This window comes from Flavobacterium aquatile LMG 4008 = ATCC 11947, from assembly GCF_000757385.1.
In the GTDB taxonomy this organism is placed as follows: Bacteria; Bacteroidota; Bacteroidia; order Flavobacteriales; family Flavobacteriaceae; genus Flavobacterium; species Flavobacterium aquatile.
In genome coordinates this window covers 684,378-706,866 of sequence record NZ_JRHH01000003.1, presented here as the reverse complement: position 1 = coordinate 706,866, position 22,489 = coordinate 684,378, and the positions used below count along the sequence as shown (strand labels likewise).

The 22,489-nt window shown below is 31.9% G+C and carries 16 protein-coding genes and 2 tRNA genes; 12 read left to right on the top strand and 6 right to left on the bottom strand.

The window, feature by feature from the left end; translation table 11 throughout:
• Positions 1-19 precede the first annotated feature (19 nt).
• From LG45_RS09175 to LG45_RS09145, 7 genes are all read left to right on the top strand, one after another.
• Positions 20-1,078, top strand: a complete 1,059-nt coding sequence (locus LG45_RS09175; protein ID WP_035126382.1) for a nucleoid-associated protein — start codon at positions 20-22, stop codon at positions 1,076-1,078.
• Positions 1,079-1,281: 203 nt separating this feature from the next.
• Positions 1,282-1,521, top strand: coding sequence for a hypothetical protein (locus LG45_RS09170; RefSeq protein ID WP_052087539.1), 240 nt, complete (start codon positions 1,282-1,284; stop codon positions 1,519-1,521).
• 223 nt (positions 1,522-1,744) lie between these two features.
• Positions 1,745-3,583: a BamA/TamA family outer membrane protein gene (locus LG45_RS09165; RefSeq protein ID WP_035126761.1), complete on the top strand. Its 1,839-nt coding sequence runs from the start codon at positions 1,745-1,747 to the stop codon at positions 3,581-3,583.
• 76 nt (positions 3,584-3,659) lie between these two features.
• A complete protein-coding gene (locus LG45_RS09160) occupies positions 3,660-4,556 on the top strand; it encodes an ABC transporter ATP-binding protein (RefSeq protein ID WP_035126375.1) in 897 nt (298 codons plus the stop codon).
• A 27-nt stretch (positions 4,557-4,583) separates the two neighbouring features.
• Positions 4,584-5,417, top strand: coding sequence for an ABC transporter permease (locus LG45_RS09155; protein ID WP_035126373.1), 834 nt, complete (start codon positions 4,584-4,586; stop codon positions 5,415-5,417).
• Positions 5,418-5,433: 16 nt separating this feature from the next.
• The gene (locus LG45_RS09150; protein WP_035126371.1) at positions 5,434-7,737 is read left to right on the top strand and encodes a T9SS type B sorting domain-containing protein; all 2,304 of its coding nucleotides are present in this window, start codon (positions 5,434-5,436) and stop codon (positions 7,735-7,737) included.
• Between the two features lie 29 nt (positions 7,738-7,766).
• Complete coding sequence (locus LG45_RS09145; RefSeq protein ID WP_052087537.1) at positions 7,767-12,863, top strand: T9SS type B sorting domain-containing protein; 5,097 nt, start codon at positions 7,767-7,769, stop codon at positions 12,861-12,863.
• 69 nt (positions 12,864-12,932) lie between these two features.
• On the opposite strand, the gene LG45_RS09140 is transcribed toward LG45_RS09145, so the two are convergent.
• Positions 12,933-13,868, bottom strand: coding sequence for a hypothetical protein (locus tag LG45_RS09140; RefSeq protein WP_089046912.1), 936 nt, complete (start codon positions 13,866-13,868; stop codon positions 12,933-12,935).
• A 356-nt stretch (positions 13,869-14,224) separates the two neighbouring features.
• Here LG45_RS09140 and LG45_RS09130 point away from each other — a divergent pair, with 356 nt between their 5' ends.
• The 3 genes from LG45_RS09130 (at position 14,225) to LG45_RS09120 (ending at position 16,004) form a co-directional block, all read left to right on the top strand.
• Positions 14,225-14,599: a helix-turn-helix domain-containing protein gene (locus tag LG45_RS09130; RefSeq protein WP_035126365.1), complete on the top strand. Its 375-nt coding sequence runs from the start codon at positions 14,225-14,227 to the stop codon at positions 14,597-14,599.
• A gap of 15 nt (positions 14,600-14,614) precedes the next feature.
• A complete protein-coding gene (locus LG45_RS09125; protein ID WP_035126363.1) occupies positions 14,615-15,256 on the top strand; it encodes a DUF6705 family protein in 642 nt (213 codons plus the stop codon).
• Between the two features lie 154 nt (positions 15,257-15,410).
• Positions 15,411-16,004: a DUF6705 family protein gene (locus tag LG45_RS09120; protein WP_035126361.1), complete on the top strand. Its 594-nt coding sequence runs from the start codon at positions 15,411-15,413 to the stop codon at positions 16,002-16,004.
• 122 nt (positions 16,005-16,126) lie between these two features.
• On the opposite strand, the gene typA is transcribed toward LG45_RS09120, so the two are convergent.
• The gene (gene typA / locus LG45_RS09115; RefSeq protein ID WP_035126359.1) at positions 16,127-17,923 is read right to left on the bottom strand and encodes a translational GTPase TypA; all 1,797 of its coding nucleotides are present in this window, start codon (positions 17,921-17,923) and stop codon (positions 16,127-16,129) included.
• Between the two features lie 162 nt (positions 17,924-18,085).
• Here typA and LG45_RS09110 point away from each other — a divergent pair, with 162 nt between their 5' ends.
• Positions 18,086-19,801: a PAS domain-containing sensor histidine kinase gene (locus LG45_RS09110; protein ID WP_035126357.1), complete on the top strand. Its 1,716-nt coding sequence runs from the start codon at positions 18,086-18,088 to the stop codon at positions 19,799-19,801.
• Positions 19,801-20,208: a response regulator gene (locus tag LG45_RS09105; protein ID WP_035126355.1), complete on the top strand. Its 408-nt coding sequence runs from the start codon at positions 19,801-19,803 to the stop codon at positions 20,206-20,208. The genes LG45_RS09110 and LG45_RS09105 overlap by 1 nt, the downstream gene beginning before the upstream one ends.
• Positions 20,209-20,263: 55 nt before the next feature.
• On the opposite strand, the gene rpsT is transcribed toward LG45_RS09105, so the two are convergent.
• From rpsT to proS, 4 genes are all read right to left on the bottom strand, one after another.
• Entirely contained in the window at positions 20,264-20,515 is a 252-nt protein-coding gene (rpsT, locus tag LG45_RS09100) for a 30S ribosomal protein S20 (RefSeq protein WP_035126353.1), read from the bottom strand.
• A 142-nt stretch (positions 20,516-20,657) separates the two neighbouring features.
• Positions 20,658-20,729: transfer RNA gene (locus LG45_RS09095), tRNA-Glu, on the bottom strand.
• A gap of 44 nt (positions 20,730-20,773) precedes the next feature.
• Positions 20,774-20,845 (bottom strand) — tRNA-Glu (locus tag LG45_RS09090).
• 84 nt (positions 20,846-20,929) lie between these two features.
• Entirely contained in the window at positions 20,930-22,408 is a 1,479-nt protein-coding gene (proS, locus tag LG45_RS09085) for a proline--tRNA ligase (RefSeq protein WP_035126351.1), read from the bottom strand.
• Positions 22,409-22,489 lie beyond the last annotated feature (81 nt).

The following is a 22,489-nucleotide window of genomic DNA, read 5'->3' as shown; positions in this document are numbered from 1 at the left end:
ATAAAATTATATAAATACAATGATCAACCTGTTCAACGCCCACATTGAGAATTTATCCATCCATAGAGTTGGAAACAAAAGCCGTAACGAAGCCATTTTTCTATCTGAAAGTCCTTATGGATTAAATGACGAAATTGTTCCATTGTTAAAGGAATATTTCTTTAAATCGTTTCGTGAGAAAGAAGAAAATTACTTTCAATTTGCACACGAAGTAGATTTAGAATACAATGAAATGTTCAATTTTGCGACAGAGGTTTTTACAAATCCGAGTTCAATTCATGATGTTTCTAAAAAAATTACCAATCATTTATTTGAACAATCCAATCATCCGCACATTAAAAACGGAGAAGTTTATGTTACTTATTTAACCAATGTATCAATTGACAATAATGTTGTTGACGCTATTGGTATTTTTAAAAGTGAATTGCGCACCGATTTCTTACAATTTGAAGAGAAAAACAGTAGTTTAGAAATGATTCTTCAAGAAGGAATTAATTTGAACAAACTGGATAAAGGTTGTCTTATTTTTAACTACAAAAAAGAAGAAGGTTACAAAATTTTAACCGTTGATAGCAACAGATATGATGCAAGATATTGGTTAGAACATTTCCTTTCGGTAGATGCTTTTCAGGATGAGAACTTTATGACTAAGAAGTATTTAAAATTCTGTCAAGAGTTTGCTAAAGAAGTTGTTTTCCCTGCCGAAGATAAAAAGCAAGAAGTTATGTTTATGAATCGTGCTGTAAATCATTTCGCAAAAAACGACGAATTCGAAGAAACGGCTTTCTTAAATGATGTTATGGATAATCCCGATTTGATTCCGGAATTTAAAAGCTACAAAGCCGATAGAGGAGAAAAGTACAGTATTGAAGATGTAACTTCTTTTCCTATTGCAAATGCGGCTGTAACTGACGTTAGAAAATCAATTAAAAATGTCATCAATCTTGATACACATATTCAAATAAAACTTGATTTTATCAACCCAGAAAGTGCTGAGAAATTTGTAGAAAAAGGATGGGATGAGGAAAAACAAATGTATTACTACTTAGTTTATTTCAATAAAGAAAATAAGTCATAGTTCTGTAAATCAGAATAATGAAATCCTCAATTGAGTAAAATCGATTGAGGATTTTTTATTTTATGAAAGTACTATTTTAAAAATGTTAAAATTATACTAATATACTTACATAATAAAAAAATAAATGTAGTTAAACTGATTTATTTGTTGTTTCGTCTACATTTATTTAAGTTTAGAACCCCAACCAAATAATCTACCTCACTATGAATGTAAAAGAGTCAAAAGAAAAACTACAATTGCGAAGTTTGTTTTGTAATTTTTTTGGTCACAAATTATTAGTTAAGAGAAATGTGACCTCTCATTTTAGAGAGTATGAATGTTCTGTATGTAAATTAGAATTAACCAATGATGATAAAGGACGAAAGACTTCATTAACACCTCATTTAAGAGAAGTAAACGAAACCTTATTCAACTTTTACAACAAGAAACATCCAGTAGTTTAAGAAAGAGTTTTAAGTTAATAATTAAATAGTTTGAGTTGTCTAAATCCCTAATTGTAAAAACAGTTAGGGATTTTTTTTGATCTAAAACTGATTATATTTAGTGAAAAAGTTTCAATTAAAAGTAAAAATGTTATAGAATTACCACTTTAACACAAGAACTAGCTTAGAAATGGGTTATCATTAAATGAAATTTAATACCTTGCTACAAAAGAAAAATTTATACATGGCAAGAAGAATTTTACTATTACTATTACTTTTATTTAGTTGCTGTTATAATGTATCAGCACAAGAAAAAATTGTAAAAAAAGATTCAGCAAAAGTGTACAAAAACATTGAGAAATATTCTAAGAAAAGAAAATTCACAAAATTTTTACACAAATTACTTTTTCGAACTACCAAAAAATCAAGCCCATCCAAGAACTCCATTCAAAATAAATACATTCTCAAAAGAGCATTTGACAAAAATGAAGGAAAAATTATCAGAAAAATTAATGTTATAACATTAGATCCATTTGGGTATTCAGTAACAAACAAGCAAGATATTCCGCGAAATAGTTTTGAAAAATTTGGAAACGGTTTTCATCTAAAATCTAAAGAATGGTCAATTAAAAATTTACTACTCATAAAAAAAAATGAACCCCTAGATTCGTTATTAGCAAAAGAATCGGAACGTTTAGTAAGACGTCAAAGAAGGATTAGAAGCGTATTAATTGAACCTATTCCAATTGCGAATAGTAAAGATTCTGTAGATATTTCGGTTAGAGTTTTAGATTCGTGGTCATTAATTCCAACAGGCTCAATTTCTAGTTCACGAATGAATTTAGAAGTTACAGAACGTAATTTTTTTGGACTCGGACACGAATTGGAACATAATTATTCAAAAAGATTTAATACAAATACAACAGGAAATAGCACACGATATACAGTAAATAACATTGTCAATACATTTGCAAATGCAACACTATTTTATGAAAACGATCCCTTTCACAATACTAGAAAAAGTGTAAAATTAGAAAGAATATTTTATTCACCTTTGGCACATTGGGCAGGCGGTATTTTATTAGAAAACAGGTTTTATAGAGACTCACTTCCAGATCTTACAGGTGATTTTGAAAATCAACGTTTTAAGCTTGAAACACAAGATTTTTGGGTTGGCCAAGCTTTTAAAATATTTCCTGGAAAAGCAGAAAATTTTAGAACTACCAACTTTGTAACAACCATTAGATATCAAAATATAAAATATCTTGAAACACCAAGTATAGAATACAATCCATCATTATTTTTTACATCAGAAAGAAATTATCTTGCAAGTTTTGGGATTACGACAAGAAAATTTGCGGAAGAAAAATATTTATTTAATTATGATATTATTGAAGATGTTCCGTATGGACAAGTTTATTCTATAACTGGAGGTTTTAAGGATAAAAATAAAACCAAAAAAGGATATTTTGGCGCTCGATTTGCTCATGGACATTACTTTAATTTTGGATATGTTGGAACTAATATTGAATGGGGAAGTCTTTTTAATAATGGTCGAACCGAGGAAACTACTTTTAGAGTAGACATTAATTATTTTACGAACATTATAAATTGGGGAAATTGGAAAATTAGACAATTTATAAAACCCTCATTTGTAATGGGAATTAACAGAGATTCTAATATCAAAGATCGAATCAATATAAATGAATCCAGTGGAATAAGTGGTTTTGATAGTGTATTGCTATTTGGTACAAAAAAATTAATTGCTTCCTTTCAAACGCAAACCTATTCTCCAGGAAATTGGCACGGATTTCACTTCAATCCGTATTTTAATTTTTCAATGGGAATGATAGGCAACGAAAATAATTTTCTTTTCGACAAAAAATTATACACTAGTCTTGGTATTGGAATTTTAATAAATAACGATTATTTAGTTTTTAATAGCTTTCAATTATCGTTTGCTTATTATCCTTCAATTCCAAATGAAGGAAGTAATATATTTAAAACCAATTCCTTTAAAAACAACGATTTAACAATTCCAGATTACCAAATTGGAGCACCAACTATTGTTCCATATAATTAGAAATTTATTTTAATTTTAAGAAACTGGTAACAAAAATTATTCTTCATCGTCTTACCTTATATAAAATCAAAAAACCTTGGAAACAATTCTATCAATCAAAAATTTAAACAAACGTTATGGCAAACTTCAAGCTGTAAAAAATGTTTCACTAGAAATTCATAAAGGAAATGTATACGGTATTCTTGGTCCAAATGGCTCGGGAAAATCTACAACTCTTGGAATTGTGCTTAACGTAGTTAACAAAACATCTGGCGAATACAGCTGGTTTGGTGGAACTATGGAAACGCACGATGCCTTAAAAAAAGTAGGTGCTATTATCGAACGTCCAAATTTTTACCCGTACATGACGGCACAAGAAAATCTAGAATTGGTATGTAAAATTAAAGGAATTGACTATTCTAAAGTACACGAAAAACTTGAAGTTGTTGGATTAATAGAACGAAAAGATAGCAAATTTAGAACTTTTTCACTTGGTATGAAACAACGTTTGGCTATAGCTTCGGCTTTGTTAAATGATCCAGAAATATTGATATTAGACGAACCTACAAACGGTTTAGATCCACAAGGAATTCATCAAATTAGGGATATTATTCGATTAATTGCATCACAAGGAACGACCATTTTACTCGCTTCGCATTTACTAGATGAAGTTGAAAAAGTATGTTCGCATGTTTTAGTTTTACGTAAAGGTGAAATTTTATACACTGGAACTGTTGCTGGAATGTCATCTTCAAACGGAGTTGTAGAAGTACAATCTGATGATATAAATTTGTTAATGAAAACATTAGAGAAATATCCAAATATTGATTCGATTCAAATAGAAGAAGGAAAAGTAATTGTACAATCATCCATCACAATCGAGCCAAGTGAATTGAACAAATTCTTAGTTCAAAACGAAATTTACGTAACCCATTTAGTAAAACGAAATCATTCACTTGAAGAACAGTTTTTACAATTGACAGCTACTAAATAATTTCCAACACAATCAAAACTAAAACCAATGAAACGATTATTATCTATAGAATTACAAAAAATCTGGAAAAATAGAGCGAGTAAAGTTTTAACTATTACCTATTTTGTATTATTAAGTTTACTATCACTAATTGCATCCATAAAATTTGATATTGGGATTTTTAAATTTCATTTAGCAGAAATGGGAATTTTTAACTTTCCTTACATTTGGCATTTCAACACATTTATTGCGGCATTTTTAAAAATATTTTTAGCAGTAATCATAGTTTCAATGATGGCCAACGAATATAGCTACGGAACTTTAAAGCAAAATCTAATAGATGGAATGAGCAAAAAAGAATTAATTTTATCTAAATTCTTAACAATCATTCTTTTTGCTGGGATTTCAACCGTTTTTGTTTTTGTGATGTCATTACTTTTAGGGTATAGTTTTTCTTCTTATACAGAAATTGGAATTGTTTTTTCAGATTTAGAATATCTTCTTGCTTATTTTGTAAAACTAGTTGGTTTTTTCTCTTTTTGTTTATTTCTTGGAGTTCTAATAAAACGATCTGCCTTTGCATTAGGTGCTCTAATTTTATGGTTTATGGTTGAAATGATATCTTATGCATTTGCCATAAATAATTTGAAAAATACTGAACTTGTAAATAAAATTTATGATTTTTTCCCATTAATGTCAATGTGGAATTTAATTAAAGAACCTTTTACTCGAATGAGTTCTGTAAAAAATCTTCAACAAGCTATTGGAGAAAACTCAATCAAAAATTACGACGTTCATTGGTACTCAATAGTCATTGTATTAATGTGGATTTCAATATTTATTTTCTTGTCACATTATATCATCAAAAAACGAGATTTGTAGTATCTTTGTCGATGCTATGAAGTTTTTATTCTACAAATTAACAGTAATCAGCATCTTTGTATTTTGCAACACATCAATTGCTCAAAACATTGTAGTTGATGACACTTATTCTGCTCAACAATTAGTAGAAAATGTATTGGTAAACAGTCCATGTGCTACTGTTTCTAATTTTTCTGTTAGCGGTGACACCTTCAGCAATGGAGCGCAGAGTTATGGCTTTTTCAGTTACTCAGGAAGTGATTTTCCTTTCACCAATGGTATCGTTTTAAGCACATCAAGAGCTTCTCGAACTGAAGGTCCAAACGATAATTTAATTGACGAAGGTTCTGCCTCTTGGCAGGGTGATTTCGATCTTGAGCAAGCATTAGAAATCAATGGAACATTCAATGCAACCGCGCTTGAGTTTGATTTTACACCACTTACAAGTAAAATAAGTTTTGATTACATTTTTGCTTCCGAAGAATACCAAGGAACTGCGCCATGTCAATATTCAGACGGTTTTGCTTTTTTATTAAAAGTAGCTGGAAGTACTGATGACTATCAAAATTTAGCCTTAATTCCAGGCAGTACAACTCCAGTAAAAGTAACAACGGTTCATCCAGAAATTCAAGGTTCAAATGGATGTCAAGCAGAAAATGAAACTTTTTTTGGAAGCTATAATAATTCTATTCATCCCATAAATTTTAATGGTCAAACAATAGTTATGACTGCCGAAGCCAATGTAACTCCGGGTATAACTTATCATATAAAATTGGTAATTGCAGATGAAGAAAATATAAGATACGATTCGGCAATATTTCTTGGCGGAGGAAGTTTTGATGTTGGTGTAGATTTGGGTACAAACCGATTGATTGCAACTCAAAATCCATTATGTCCTGGAGAGAATGTAGTTTTAGATGCTACACAATCGGGTTCAAATACCTATCAATGGTTTAAAGACGGATTGGCAATTACTGGAGAAACCAATCCGATTTATACAGTAATTGATGACGGGTTTTATGAAGTTGAAGTTTCAATCAATAGTTCAACTTGTGTTGCAAAAGGTGAAATAACGATTGAATATTCTACTGCACCAATTCTTGTAAATCAAACAATTAGTCAGTGTGACATCAATTCTGATGGGATTACAAACTACAATTTGTCGGTATTAAATTCATTAATTACAAATGGCGATCCTCAATTGGGTAACGTTACTTATTACGAAAATTTATCTGATGCACAACTTGGAGTAAATTCGATAACAAACCCAACGAATTATCAAAATTTATCTACTAATCAATTAATTGCAACGGCTTCAAATAATTTTGGATGCATTGGTTTTGCTTCAATTGATTTGCAAATTTCTATTAATTCAGTTCCAGCAATTGCTCCAATTTCAACTTGCGATTTAGATGCAACTCAAGACGGATTGACTTCAATTGATTTAAATTCGACTGTTACTCCAACTATTCTAAGCGGTTTTCCAAGTTCTTATACTGTTTCGTATTATGCAAATGAAAACGATGCTATTTTAAATAATAACCCATTAAATAACAGTTTCACAAATACAACTCCAAATCAGCAAACCATTTATGGTAAAGTTGTAGATGGAATCAATTGCATCGGAATTGCTCCAATTCAAATAAATATAAACACTTTTAACCCATCCAATTTTGATGATGAAACCGTTTATTTATGCAACGGAAATTCAATAATTTTATCTGTTGCTGGCGGATTTTCAAGTTATGATTGGTCAAATGGTGAAACTGATAATTCAATAATTGCAACAACATCTGGAACTTATTCAGTCACAGTTTCTGATGTAAATGGTTGTGAAAAAACTAAAAACTTCAACGTCATTCTATCAAGTAGTGCAACAATTACAGATGTTGTCGTAAATGACTTTGCCGCAAACAATAATTCTATTGAAGTAATCGTAACTGGTTCTGGAATTTACGAATATTCTCTTAATGGGATAAATTATCAAACTAGTCCGTTTTTTTCTGGGCTTTCGCCAAATGCTTATACAGTTTTCGTAAAAGATACAAATCAATGCGGAATAGTTACCAAAGTAGTTTATGTACTTGACTATCCTAGGTTTTTTACACCAAATGGTGATGGTATAAATGATGTTTGGAGAATTAAAAGAATTCAATTTCTTGACAACGCATTGATTAACATTTTTGATCGATTTGGCAAACTGATTATTTCTTTAAACCAAGATTCAATTGGTTGGAATGGAAAATATAACGAAACAGACTTACCTTCAACAGATTACTGGTTTGTAATCACACTAAACAACGGAAAAACTATTAGAGGAAATTTTTCATTAAAAAGATAAAATTGTATTTTTTTTACTATTTTTATAAAATGAAAAAGAATATTCTATTTATAGCATTAATCACCTTACTATCAGTTAATTGCTACAGTCAATTTAGTAAAACACATTACATTCCGCCAGTAAGTGGTTCAGAAAATGTGCCCGCTGAAGAACAATACCTATACATTTCTACACCAAGCATTACACCAGTTGACTTCACCATTAAACAAATAGGTGGATCAACAATAAGTGGTGTAGTTTCAAGAGATATCCCATACGTTTACAATATTGGTTTTGGAACTTTTACCCAAATGCATGTAAACGAATCACTAATAAACAGTGTTTTAAACAATAAAGGTTTTATTGTAGAAGCTGAAGATTTGGTATATGTAACAGCAAGAATAATATGCGGAAACGGAAATCATGCCGGACAAATAACATCTAAAGGTCTTGCTGCCTTAGGAACAAGATTTAGAGCTGGCGGATTTTTAAACATGCTTATACCCGGATATAGTGGAAATAATTTAACCTTTATTTCTGTACTTGCTACTGAGAATAATACAACAGTAAATTTTAGCGATATACCTGCTAACGCAATTTTGATAAATAATTTTTCAGGTACAATGCCTCCACCAAGTATAGTCTTAAACGCTGGTGAAAGTTATGTTGTGGCAGTAAAAGGACCAACCGCAGCTAATAGAGATGCATTAATTGGAGCTCTAGTAACTTCTGATAAACCAATTGCGGTAAATTGTGGCTCATTTGGAGGAACAAATGGAGAAATGGCTAACCAAGATGCTGGTTTTGATCAAATTGTCTCTGCAGAACGAACTGGTTCTGAATATATTTTTATTAAAAGTACAGGACTAAATAATGTTGAGAGAGTACTTTTAATTGCAGACGAAGATAATACAGAGATCTTTTTAAATGGCGGTACATTTGCTAGTTACAATCTTAATGCAGGAGAATATATTGGTTTAAACGGAGCTGACTACAATGCAAATGGTAACTTATATGTAACTTCTTCTAAAAACATTTTTGCCTATCAAAGTGTTGGTGATGATATTAGAGAAGATCAAGCCAATCAAGTAATGTTCTTTGTACCACCATTAAGTTGTCAAACTCCAAAAGTAATTGATAACATTCCTTTTATTGAAAAAATTGGCACAAGAAATTTTACGGGTAGAGTAACAATCACTACAGAAATTGGTGCAACTTTAAATTTTATTATTGACGGAATTAATTACACATTAGCAGGTCTACCAGCAGGAATTACAACAATTGGACCAACTAATGTAGTTGGAAACACCAACTATCAGTGTTATACAATAGCTGGTTTAACAGGAAATGTTTCGGTTTTTTCTACTGGACAATTGTACTTAACTGCTTATGGAAGTGATGGTGCAGCAACTTTTGGTGGCTATTATTCTGGTTTTACTTTTAAACCCGAAGTTACGTTTCAACCAGTAGATATTACGCAATCCAATTGTATTCCTAATGTTCAATTACAAGTTAATTCGCTTAGCGGATTTGACACTTTTCAATGGTTTTTTAATGATGCCGAAATTACTGGAGCAACCTTATCAACCTACTCGCCTACTCAACCAGGAAATTATAAAGTAAAAGCAACATTAACTGCTTGTGGTATTAATCTTTTTTCAGATGATATTCCTGTAAGTACTTGTCCTACTGATTTAGATAATGATTCTGTTAACGACAATGTCGATTTAGATAATGATAACGATGGCATCACAAATTGCAACGAATCGTTAGGAAATCAAATCATTAACTTATCCAATAGTAGTTCGGGTACCATTAACGTGTCAACTTACACCAATTCATTCATTGGAACAACTACAACGTCAACAACCGCAAGTGCAACACCTTTTATTGGTGCCGCAGACGGAAGTTTTATTTCTGAAGTTCCTGCTGGAAAAGGAAATTTTGTGAAATATACAATGACATTTGCGCAACCTATGAGTATTGGTTTAGAATATATAACAACTGCCGCTGCCTCTGATTTATTGAATACTAATGCCCAATACGTTGTAAATTCACCATCTAACAAAACAGTTACCGTTTTAAACCCTTCAAATCAGCTTTTAATTGATACCAATTATGATGGTATTTATGAAAGTGGTGTAACCGAATTTTCATCTTTCGAAATTCGTTTTATTTCTAATAGCATATTCCCACTTGCAGCTGGATCGGGAACTTTTAAATTTCTAACTAATCAATCAACTTCAATAAGTTTCACCCATAAAAATTTATTAGATTCTGCTAGCAATAAAGTTAGTATGAAATTATATGCCGTTTGTGTTGCTAAAGACAGCGATAATGATGGCATTCCAGATCAAATGGATTTGGATAGTGATAACGATAGTATCTTGGATTTTTATGAAAGTCAAGGTGCTAATTTTACAGCATTAAGCAATGGCGATTTTAATAATGATGGTATAGATAATATTTTCGTAAATGGAATTTCTCCAGCTGATACAGACGGTGATGGAGTTCCAGATTATCTAGATTTAGATAGTGATAACGATGGTATATTTGACATAATAGAATCTGGAAGTCCAGGAAATAGTACAAACACTAATGGTATAACTGTTGGACCAAATTTCGGTCTAAATGGTTTAGACAACGCATTAGAAACAGCAATTGATAGCGGAATAATAAATTATACTGTTGCCGATACAGATAATGATGGAATTTTTAATTACCTAGAATTAGATAGCGATAATGATGGATGTAATGATGTTACGGAAGCCGGTTTCACAGATGTCAACAATGATGGAATTGTTGGTGACGATGTGCCTACAAATGTAAATACAACCGGAGTAAGTATCGGAACTGTAGTAAATGCAAGTGGATATGGAGTTCCAAACGGAAATTATACCATTGCAGCTCCAATAACCATAAACACACAACCTCAAGATAGTACGGTTTGTGAACTTCAAAATGCAACTTTTACTATTGATACCAACCCAATAGATGCCTATCAATGGCAACTATCTACTGATGGCGGAACAACTTTTACTGATTTAGTAAACGATGCTACCTATTCTGGAGTTAACACTGTAACTTTATTAATTACTGGAGTTACACCATCAATGAATAATTATGAATACCGTGTAATTTTAAACAAAAATGGAAATTCTTGCGGACTAACTTCTACCTCTGGAACACTTACTACAAATGCAATTCCGGTTGTAACAACACCAGTAACTTTGGTGCAATGCGATGATGATACCGATGGCATTTCTACATTTAATTTAACCGAAAAAAATACTTTCATTTCTGCTAATTATCTTACTGAAACATTCACCTATTTTACTACATCTGCTGGGGCAAATACAAATGATACCACTCTTTTAATTGCCGATCCATTGGCTTATACATCTTCAAACGCTACTGTTTGGGTACGAGTTCAAAATGGTAACGGATGTTTTAGCGTAGTTCAGTTGGATTTAGTAGTTTCAATAACACAATTGCCTCCTACTTTTTCAAGAAGTTTATTTGTTTGTGATGATTATATCGATGCTGTAAATGACGATCGCGACGGAATAGCTTCTTTTAATTTTAGTAGCGTAACCACAGCTATTCAAGCAGAATTACCAGCATCTACAGCTTATACTATAAAATATTACAGAAATGAAGCCGATGCTTTAGCAGAATTTGATACCAGCGGAACTTCATTAGCTATTACAGATAGTACAAATTATAGAAATATTGGATATCCAAATACACAACAAATTTGGGTTCGTGTAGATAGTAATTTGGACAATGCTTGTTACGGACTTGGACCTTATTTAACATTAACCGTAGAAGCTTTACCGACGGCTTTTCCTGTAAATGCTACAAATACAATAAGAGCTTGTGATGATGACAACGACGGAGTTTTCGGATTTGATACATCAACGTTGGATGCCACTATTTTAAATGGTCAAACTAATGCCAATGTGAGGTATTTTGATGCTTCAGGAAATCCATTAAATCCATTACCAAATCCGTTTATAGTAACTTCTTCAACTACAATTACAGTTAGAGTTATCAACAATACTACATCAGTTACAACTGGACCTTGTTTTGATGAAGAAACAATTCAATTTATTGTTGACGATTTACCTCAAGTTTTTCCAGTTGACGCTAGTTTAACAACTACTTGTGATGATGAACCTAACCCAATCAATCAAGATGGGATGTATGCCTTTGACACTTCATCATTTGAATCATTACTTTTAAATGGTCAAACTGGAATGATTGTGAAGTATTTTGACGAAGCTGGAAATCCATTACCAAGTCCGTTACCAAATCCGTTTGTAACTGCAACACAAAATGTGACCGTAGTAATTGAAAATACTATAAATACAACTTGTTCTGCAAGTACTGTAATTCCGTTTGTTGTTAATCCGGTTCCAAATATCGAATTAATAGGCCGTGAACTTGTATGCACCAATTTACCAGCATTTACAGTTACTTTTAATGCAGGTATTTTAGACGGAACACCACCAAGTGATTACGATTTTCAATGGTATTTAAACGGTACTCCATTACTTAATCAAACCAATTATTCTATTACAGTAAATACAGCAGGATTTTATAGTGTTGAAGTAACCAATTCTAATGGTTGTTCAAGAACCAAGGTCATTGAAGTAGTTGCATCCGATATAGCATCGATACAAAACATTGAAATTGTTGATTTAGTAGATAGCAATACAATTGAAGTTATTGTTACTGGATCGGGCGATTATGTTTACAGTTTGGACGACGAATACAGTTATCAAGAATCTAATTTCTTTAGTAATGTTCCAATGGGATTACACATTGTTTTCATTAAAGACGTCAACGGATGTGGTGTAGTTCAAAAATTGGTATCTGTTCTTGGAATTCCAAAATATTTTACTCCAAACGGAGACGGAATTCACGATACTTGGAATGTAAAAGGTGCTAACTCACAATTTTACCCTAATTCTATCATTTACATATTTGATAGATACGGAAAATTAATCAAGCAAATAAAACCTTTTGGACCAGGTTGGGACGGAATGTACAATGGAAATCTAGCACCATCAGATGATTATTGGTTTGATATAAAATTTGACGACGGTCGAAGTGCCAAAGGACATTTTTCTTTAAAGCGATAATTATTAAACTACAATTAAACAAAAAACCATCTGCGAAAACAGATGGTTTTTTTGTTAAAGAAAACACTATTATTCTACCCAAACTTTCACTTTTACCGTCGCCATACTTGGGTTGTTTACCACTAAAAACGTACCAGCATTAGCTAAATTTTCGGCAAGACGTACACGAGTTTCGCCATTACTTAATAAAACAGGTGCTGTACCTTCTACATTTGTTTCAGACGACAGCGAGAAAAACACATCTTCATCACCTAGATTTTGAATACTATATAGTGTATTTGCTACATAATAATCGGCAGTGTGAACCGTTGTTGTTACACCAGCTGCTACATCAACCTCTGCAGTTGGCGCCACAACTACACCACGAACATCTAGAGCGCGAGCAAGCATATAAAGTTGATACATAGAAGGATTAGAAAACTCTAAAATTCTCATAAATACATCCAGCTTCGTGTCGAACAACGTTCTTATTTGATCTATAATTTGCGGAATTCGTTCGTTATCAACCTTACGCTGGTCTATAGCAAGTGTTGGGTCAGACACACCATCGGTATAAGCAGTTATTGCTACTCCAAAAGCAGTTACATCGGCAGCAGTAACTAAATAAGTTGCTAAAGCAGCCGTTATAGGAGTTGCCAAATTTTTAAGAATATTGGCGTTGGTGATCAACTCATCATCGGTTGCTCTTATCCAAAAACTTGTGGCAAAATCGGCTCTTTTTTGCAACACAAGGTCGCCAGTATTCGCAGCATAAGCGGCAATAGCATTACTAAATTTTAAACACAATTGTTCTAGGGCAGCTCTCCTATTGGCTTTGGTAATAGTATAACCTGTTAAGTCGCTTCGGCTAGAGGTGTCGGCAGCAATCAAGTTATTAATAAGCGTGTTTAATTGTGTAATTTGAGCCGTTACACCTGGTATTGGCGTTATTACAGTTGGGTTTTTGGCAGCAAAGTTTTTTACTTTGAGCGTCATACTAAAAAATACTTCTTGATTTGTGTTCATATCAAAAATGGTTTAAGGTTACTACTTTACAGCTCTATAAACAGACTGTAGTTAAACAATATTAAAAAAAATAGTAACCGCATTGTCAGTTCGTAGAACTCATTCTACAAAAAAACCAAAATTAGTATTTAGAAACCTTATCTATTACTACTTTACTCACGGTGATTACTACTTTACTCACTGCGATTACTACTTTACCCACTTCAATTACTACTCTACTCACTTTTATTACTACTATAGCATTATATAGTACTACTATAACCTTATATAATACTACTAAAACCTTATATCTTACTACTTTTGTAGTATAGAATACTGTTTTTAATAAAAAAGGTGTATATTTGATAAAAAAAAACATGTTACGTAATAAAAAACGAGGTTCTATTAATGTACCACAATGCAGTATAGTTTTAAACCTAGAGCCAATACTAGCAGCCCGAAACATAAAAACACCTTACGCCTATTTAGTACAGCAAGGCATCAATGGCAACTCTGTTCAAAAGATGCTCAACGGCACATCGGTGCAGCTAAACTATGACCAACTCACAAAACTGTGTGTAAGTCTAAACTGCACACCCAACGACCTTTTTGCAACGCGCGATTTACAATTGCCAACAGAACATGCATTACAATCGTTAAAGGTGCTTTCTAAAGAAAATGTACTTTCCATAACCGATTGGCTAGCAGGAAAAACTCTGGAAGAAATTGAGGAGCTAATGAAAGGAAAATGATTAAAACCGACTGCAATGAATAATTTTAAAAAAATACTACTAGCATTAGCTTTAATAAGCCTTTTTTCTTGTAAAGCACAGGTCGTTGCACCAGATAGCAATGATGAAGTAATTATACCAATGAGTAACACTCAGGCAGAGATACCGGATAATGCTTATTTAAAAGATACTACAAATGAACTAAATAAATACATTGGCACTTGGAAGTATCAATCTGGAAATGAGTCGTTAACAATCATTCTTGATAAGTTTCTACATTATGATTTTGATGCTTATTTCAAAGACATTTTAATTGGTGAATATAAATATGTAGATGCCACAGGAGCAACAATAATAAATTCCTTGCCAGATATGACCGATTCAGCAGTTGACCCATTAGAACACAATATTTCTTCCGCTGTTTTTATTCATAAAGGGCAATATCCTAAATGCTCAGAGTGTGGTGTAACTGAGTTTAGAATTAAATCTTTTTTTGAAGACCCTGAAAGACCTATGGTGCCAATGGCAATAGTTTTTAGATACATAAGCCCAACTCAGATAAAAGCGAAAATTGTTCAAGCTGGAAATTCACTAACTTTAGAAGGCGAACCAAGTGAAATAAGAATTCCCTTTTTTACAACAGAAGGTTTTATAGAATATACATTAAATAAAATTTAAAGTGATTAGCCAGTTTAGTAGCTGGTTTTTTTTACCTTTTCTAAGCCACAAAAAGGCTACACGGCTTATCCTGATGGTGTTTATATTCTAAAAAAACAACCTTAAATACACAAAACTCTTTTGTAAATTGCAAAAGAGTTTTTAAAAAATTTAGATGAAAAATATACTATTTATACTGCTTGCTTTTGTAACAATACAATGTAAAGCTCAAAATCCTATTATAGATCTACAAGAATGGGACGGTACAATAACATCAGGAATGTATCTTAAAGATACTAGCAATCTTTTCAATCAATTTGAAGGCACATGGGTGTATACCAATGGCAACATTAAATTCAAAATTATACTTGTGAAAAAGAGTCTGTTTTTTAACAGCGGATATTATGAAGATATAATGATTGGTGAATATCAATACATTGATAGTAATGGACTTATCCTCTATGATAGTCTAGACCAAATAAACATTGTTTATCCTAATCAATATGAGCATAGAATATATGGAAATGATATTCCACAAACACCATCACCGTTTGATGTGGCTCCTCCAGGAGAAATTAGAATACGTTTATCTATGAGAGAAACACCAAGAGTAAGATCTACAATAGACATTCGTAAAACCACAACGGTCTTTGGTCAAGAAGCAATAGAACTATTCAAAAATAGCCGTAGCGCAACTACACTTCCTGGTCAACAAAAAGGCTACACGGCTTATCCTGATGGTGTTTATATACTAAAAAAACAACCTTAAATACACAAAAACCCTTTTGTAAATTGCAAAAGGGTTTTAAAAACATAATGCAATAAGTTATTAATAAAACAAAAAACCATCTGCTTTCACAGATGGTTTTTTAATATCTAAAATATTTAAAATTATACTTTAAATCTTTTTCTATCAGTTTCAGTAAGAAAGATTTTTCTTAAACGAATAGATTTTGGTGTACATTCTACATACTCATCTTTTTGGATATATTCTAAAGCTTCTTCTAATGAGAAAATAATTGGTGGAATAATTCTAGCTTTTTCATCATTTCCAGATGAACGAACGTTAGATTGTTTTTTCTCTTTAGTTACGTTTACACACATATCATCACCACGAGAGTTTTCTCCAATTACTTGACCTTCGTAGATTTCAGCATTTGGTTCAACGAAAAACTTACCACGATCTTGCAATTTATCAATTGAGTAAGGAATAGCTTTTCCTTTTTCCATAGAAATCAATGAACCTTTATTACGTCCAGCAATTTCTCCTTTGTACGGTTCGTATCCTATAAAACGATGTGCCATAATAGCCTCACCAGCAGTAGCAGTTAGTAATTGATTACGCAATCCAATAATTCCACGTGATGGAATATTAAATTTCACAATCATACGTTCACCTTTAGTTTCCATAGATAACATTTCACCTTTTCGTTGAGTAACAAATTCAACTGCTCTTCCTGAAAGTGTTTCTGGTAAATCAATTGTCAATTCCTCAATTGGCTCACATTTTTTACCATCAATTTCTTTAATGATAACTTGTGGTTGACCAATTTGTAACTCATAACCTTCTCTTCTCATTGTTTCAATAAGAACAGACAAGTGAAGTACACCACGACCAAATACCATAAACTTATCAGCAGAATCAGTTTCACCCAATTTCATTGCTAAGTTTTTCTCTAATTCTTTTGTTAAACGATCTCTAATATGACGAGAAGTTACAAATTTACCTTCTTTACCAAAGAAAGGAGAGTCGTTAATTGTAAACAACATACTCATAGTTGGTTCGTCGATAGCAATAGTTTGTAAAGCTTCTGGATTTTCGAAATCGGCGATAGTATCTCCAATTTCAAAACCTTCAACTCCAATAATTGCACAAATATCTCCAGCAATTACTTCTTGAACTTTCTTACGACCTAGTCCTTCAAAAGTGTGTAATTCTTTAATACGTGATTTAGTTACAGTACCGTCTCTTTTAACTAATGAGATTGGCATACCTTCTTTCAAGACACCTCTTTCAAGACGACCGATAGCAATACGACCTGTAAATGCTGAGAAATCTAAAGATGTGATTAACATTTGTGGAGTTCCTTCAGAAACTTTAGGAGCTGGTACATTTTCAATAACCATATCTAATAATGCTTCCACGTTATCCGTTACATTTTCCCAATGATCAGACATCCAATTGTTTTTTGCCGAACCGTAAACTGTTGGGAAATCAAGTTGCCATTCTTCAGCACCTAATTCAAACATAAGGTCGAAAACTTTTTCATGAACTTCTTCAGGAGTACAGTTTTCTTTATCTACTTTATTGATAACAACGCAAGGTTTTAACCCTAAATCTAATGCTTTTTGTAGTACGAAACGAGTTTGAGGCATCGGACCTTCAAATGCATCTACAAGAAGACAAACACCATCAGCCATGTTCAATACACGTTCTACTTCACCACCAAAATCGGCGTGACCTGGAGTATCAATGATGTTGATTTTAGTTCCTTTATAAGTAACTGAAACGTTTTTAGAAGTAATAGTAATACCTCTTTCACGCTCTAAGTCGTTATTATCTAGAATTAAATCACCTGTATTTTCGTTGTCACGAAATAATTGACAGTGATACATAATTTTATCAACCAGTGTAGTTTTACCGTGATCGACGTGAGCAATAATTGCAATGTTTCTAATAGATTCCATCTGTGATTTTTAATGGGTGCAAAGGTACACTTTATTTTGATTAAAAAAACCTCAATTTTAATAGTTTACATTTTAATAACTTATTTGGGACAATTTTATGAAAATGTCGAATTTTTTCTACAAATTATATTGTTTTACTATTTAATTTTTTATTTTTGATTAATGAAAAATAAATCGAATAAAATAATTCTTACTTATTTTCTAGTTACCTCTTTTTTGGTTTTTGCTAGCCAATTAATTACCCTTACCTATTTTGATAATAATTTCAATTGGAAATCTACTTCACTAATTGCAGTTGTTTACATCATAATAACATCTCTTTTATTAAAATATTTCACAAAAAAGTATTGTAAAAAAAACCAACAAGAATTAAACGATTTATTAATCAAAAACGAGGAATTATTTAAATCAAATGAACGATACGATATTGTTGCTAAAGCCACAAGCGACACTATCTGGGACTGGGATATAGAGAGTAAAAAATTCATATTTAACAAAGGTATACAAGGTATCTTTGGATACGATCAAAAAGACGTAGGCGAAACAATAGATTGGTGGTTTGAAAAAATACACCACGAAGACAGTATAAAAATGTCGGTTAATATCCATAAATATGTTGAGCAAAAAATAGAAAAATGGCAAGATTACTATAGATTTCAATGTGCCAACGGAACTTACAAATACATTTATGACAGAGGATTTCTAGTAATGGATGAAAATAAAAAAGTTACCCGAATAATTGGTGCAATGCAAGACATCACCAAGCTAAAAAAAGAAGAAGAACGATTAAAACTTTTAGAAACTGTTATTACGCAAACCAAAGATTCTGTAATTATTACTGAAGCCAATGAAACTTCAACAGGAATTCCAAAAATATTATATGTAAACCCAGCATTCACTACATTAACAGGCTACAATCCCGAAGATGTAATTGGTAAAACTGCAAACGTTTTCATGAATAAAACTGCACTTAAATATAATTTTAAAAGAATTAGCCAAGCATTAAAAAAGAAAGAAGAAATTAGCTTCGAAACCATTAACCTTAATAAAAATAAAGAAGAATATTGGACCAATATTTCAATGATTCCAATAACAAATAAAGATAACGAACATTCACATTGGATATCAATACAAAGAGATATTTCTAAAGAAAAAGAACGAGAAAAAGAACGAGAACAACTCATCAGTGAACTTACTCAAAACAACAAAGATTTAAAGCAATTTTCCTACATTACATCACACAATCTACGAGCACCACTCTCCAACTTAACCGGTTTACTCAACCTAATAGAAGACATTCCAGTTGAAAATGAAGAACTTAAAGAAATTTTAAATGGTTTTTCAAAATCAACAAATCAATTGAATGAAACCATTAATGATTTAGTAAAAGTAATAATAATTAAAGACAGTCCGTCAATTGATAAAGAACAAGTGGTAATTGGAGATGTGTTCGAAAATATTTTTAATCAATTGAGTTTTTTAATTAGCGCAAAAAAACCCATTATAAAAATGGATTTTGAAAAAGCAGAAACTATCTTTGCAAACAAATCTTATTTCGAAAGTATTTTATTGAATTTAATGACTAATTCATTAAAATATAAAGATGATGTTCGAAAGTTAAAAATTGAAATTTCATCCAAATCGAGAGAAAAAAATACCATTATTACATTTAAAGACAACGGAATAGGAATTGATTTAGAAAGAAATAAAGATAAAATATTTGGATTATACCAAAGGTTTCATGATTATGCAGATAGTAAAGGTTTAGGGTTGTACTTAGTAAAATCTCAAGTAGAATCCATGGGCGGAACTATAAGCGTTGAAAGCGAAGTAAACAAAGGCACAAGCTTCATAATTACATTTAAAAACGAACTATAATGTTTACTAAAATTTTATGCGTAGACGACGATGCAATAACACTTATGTTGTGCAAAAAAGTTATTGCAAAAGCAGAATTCTCCTCAGAGATTGACACCAGCAATAATGGAGAAGAAGCGTTAAAGTATTTTGAAAATTTAAAAAAAGAAAAAGAGGCAAACAATGAAATTTTAGAACCTCAACTTATTTTTTTAGACCTAAACATGCCTATAATGAATGGTTGGGAATTTTTAGACATCTTTTCTAAAAGTGACTATTATACTATTTTTCCCGAAGTTAAAGTAATTGTTCTTTCCTCAACAATTGATCCTAGAGATATTGAAAAAGCTAAACAATATCCTATGGTTTTAAATTTTCTATCAAAACCAATTACAATAGAAATGCTAAAATCAATCAATATTAAATAAAAAAAAGCTTCCAAAATTGGAAGCTTTTTTTTATTTAAAAAGTCGAGAAAACTAATTATAGTTTTGCTACGTGCTTAGTTAATTTTGATTTTAAATTAGAAGCTTTGTTATCATGAATGATGTTTTTCTTCGCTAATCTATCAATCATAGAAATTACACTTGATAATTTTGCAGAAGCTTCAGATTTAACAGTAGCCATTCTTAATGCCTTGATAGCATTACGAGTAGTTTTGTGTTGGTATCTGTTTAACACTCTTTTCTTTTCGTTACTTCTAATTCTCTTTAAAGCTGACTTATGATTTGCCATTTTTTCTTTTTTTTAATTGTTATAAACTCCTAGTTAAAAAAGAAAAACCTCCCACAACTTTAAAAGTCACTTTGGTTTTAACTAATAAAACAATAATCGAGACACCAATTATTACTTTATAAAACTTATTTACAACTAATTGTAGCCCGTAGGGGAATCGAACCCCTCTTACATGGATGAAAACCATGCGTCCTAACCGATAGACGAACGGGCCAATGCCATTTAATCTTTTGTAATTTTCAATAAACATTGAACTTGTAGCCCGTAGGGGAATCGAACCCCTCTTACATGGATGAAAACCATGCGTCCTAACCGATAGACGAACGGGCCATTACATATTTTTGTAATGCGAGTGCAAAAATACAACTATTTTTAATTCACACAATAGCTGAATCGACTTTTTTTATATTTTTTTTAGTACGCTTTTGCAAATAACACTCTACCAGCAGATTCCAATCCAGAAAAAACACATTTTCCTGCTTCTTCTTTTCTATCTAACGGAATACAACGAATGGTTGCTTTAGTTAAGTCTTTGATTTTCTCTTCAGTTTCTGGAGTTCCATCCCAATGTGCTGAGATAAATCCGCCTTTATTTTCTAAAACATCTTTAAACTCTTCGAAAGAATTGACTTCTGTAATATGTTCTTTTCTATAATATAATGCTTTTTGAAATAAATCAGTTTGAATAGTTTCCAATAAATCATTTATGTAAGAAACTATACCATCTTTTGAAACAACTTCTTTAGAAAGTGTATCTCTTCTAGCGACTTCAAATGTTCCATTCTCTAAGTCTTTCGGACCAACAGCAATTCTAACTGGAACACCTTTCAATTCCCATTCAGCAAATTTAAACCCTGGTTTTTGAGTTGTTCTATTGTCAAATTTTACTGAAATTCTTAACTTTTTAAATTGAGAAACTAATTCGTTTACAACCAATGATATTTTTTCAAATTCTTCCTCAGTCTTAAAAATCGGAACAATCACAACTTGAATTGGAGCTAAATTTGGAGGTAACACCAATCCGTTATCATCAGAATGTGTCATCACTAACGCACCCATTAATCTTGTAGAAACACCCCAAGATGTTCCCCAAACGTGTTCTTGCTTTCCTTCTTGATTAGCAAATTTAACATCAAATGCTTTAGCAAAATTTTGTCCTAAGAAATGAGACGTTCCTGCTTGCAAAGCTTTTCCGTCTTGCATCAAAGCTTCAATACAGTAAGTTTCTTCTGCTCCAGCAAAACGTTCTGTTTCTGTTTTTAATCCTTTAACAACCGGAATTGCCATAAAATCCTGAACAAAATCAGAATAAACATTCATCATTTTTTCAGATTCTTCAATAGCTTCAGCTTTAGTAGCATGAGCAGTATGACCTTCTTGCCATAAAAACTCAGCCGTTCTTAGAAATAAACGCGTTCTCATTTCCCAACGAACAACGTTTGCCCATTGATTAATCAATAACGGTAAATCTCTATAAGATTGAACCCAACCTTTGTATGTTGACCATATAATTGCCTCACTGGTAGGACGAACAATTAGCTCTTCTTCCAGCTTAGCATTTGGATCAACCATTAACTTTCCTGGTTTGTCAGGATCATTTTTTAATCTATAGTGAGTTACAATAGCACATTCCTTAGCAAATCCTTCAGCATTTTTTTCTTCAGCTTCAAACATACTCTTGGGAACAAACAGTGGAAAATAGGCATTACTATGACCTGTTTCTTTGAACATTCTGTCTAATTCTGCTTGCATTTTTTCCCAAATTGCGTAGCCATATGGTTTGATAACCATACAACCTCTAACGCCCGAGTTTTCTGCTAAATCTGCTTTTACTACGAGCTCATTATACCATTTGGAATAGTCTTCTGCTCTTGTTGTTAAGTTCTTACTCATAATGAATAGTTTGGCATAAAAATTGTTTAACTTATTTTAACTAAATAGTTCGGCAAAACTAACTATTTTTGTATTGTCCAA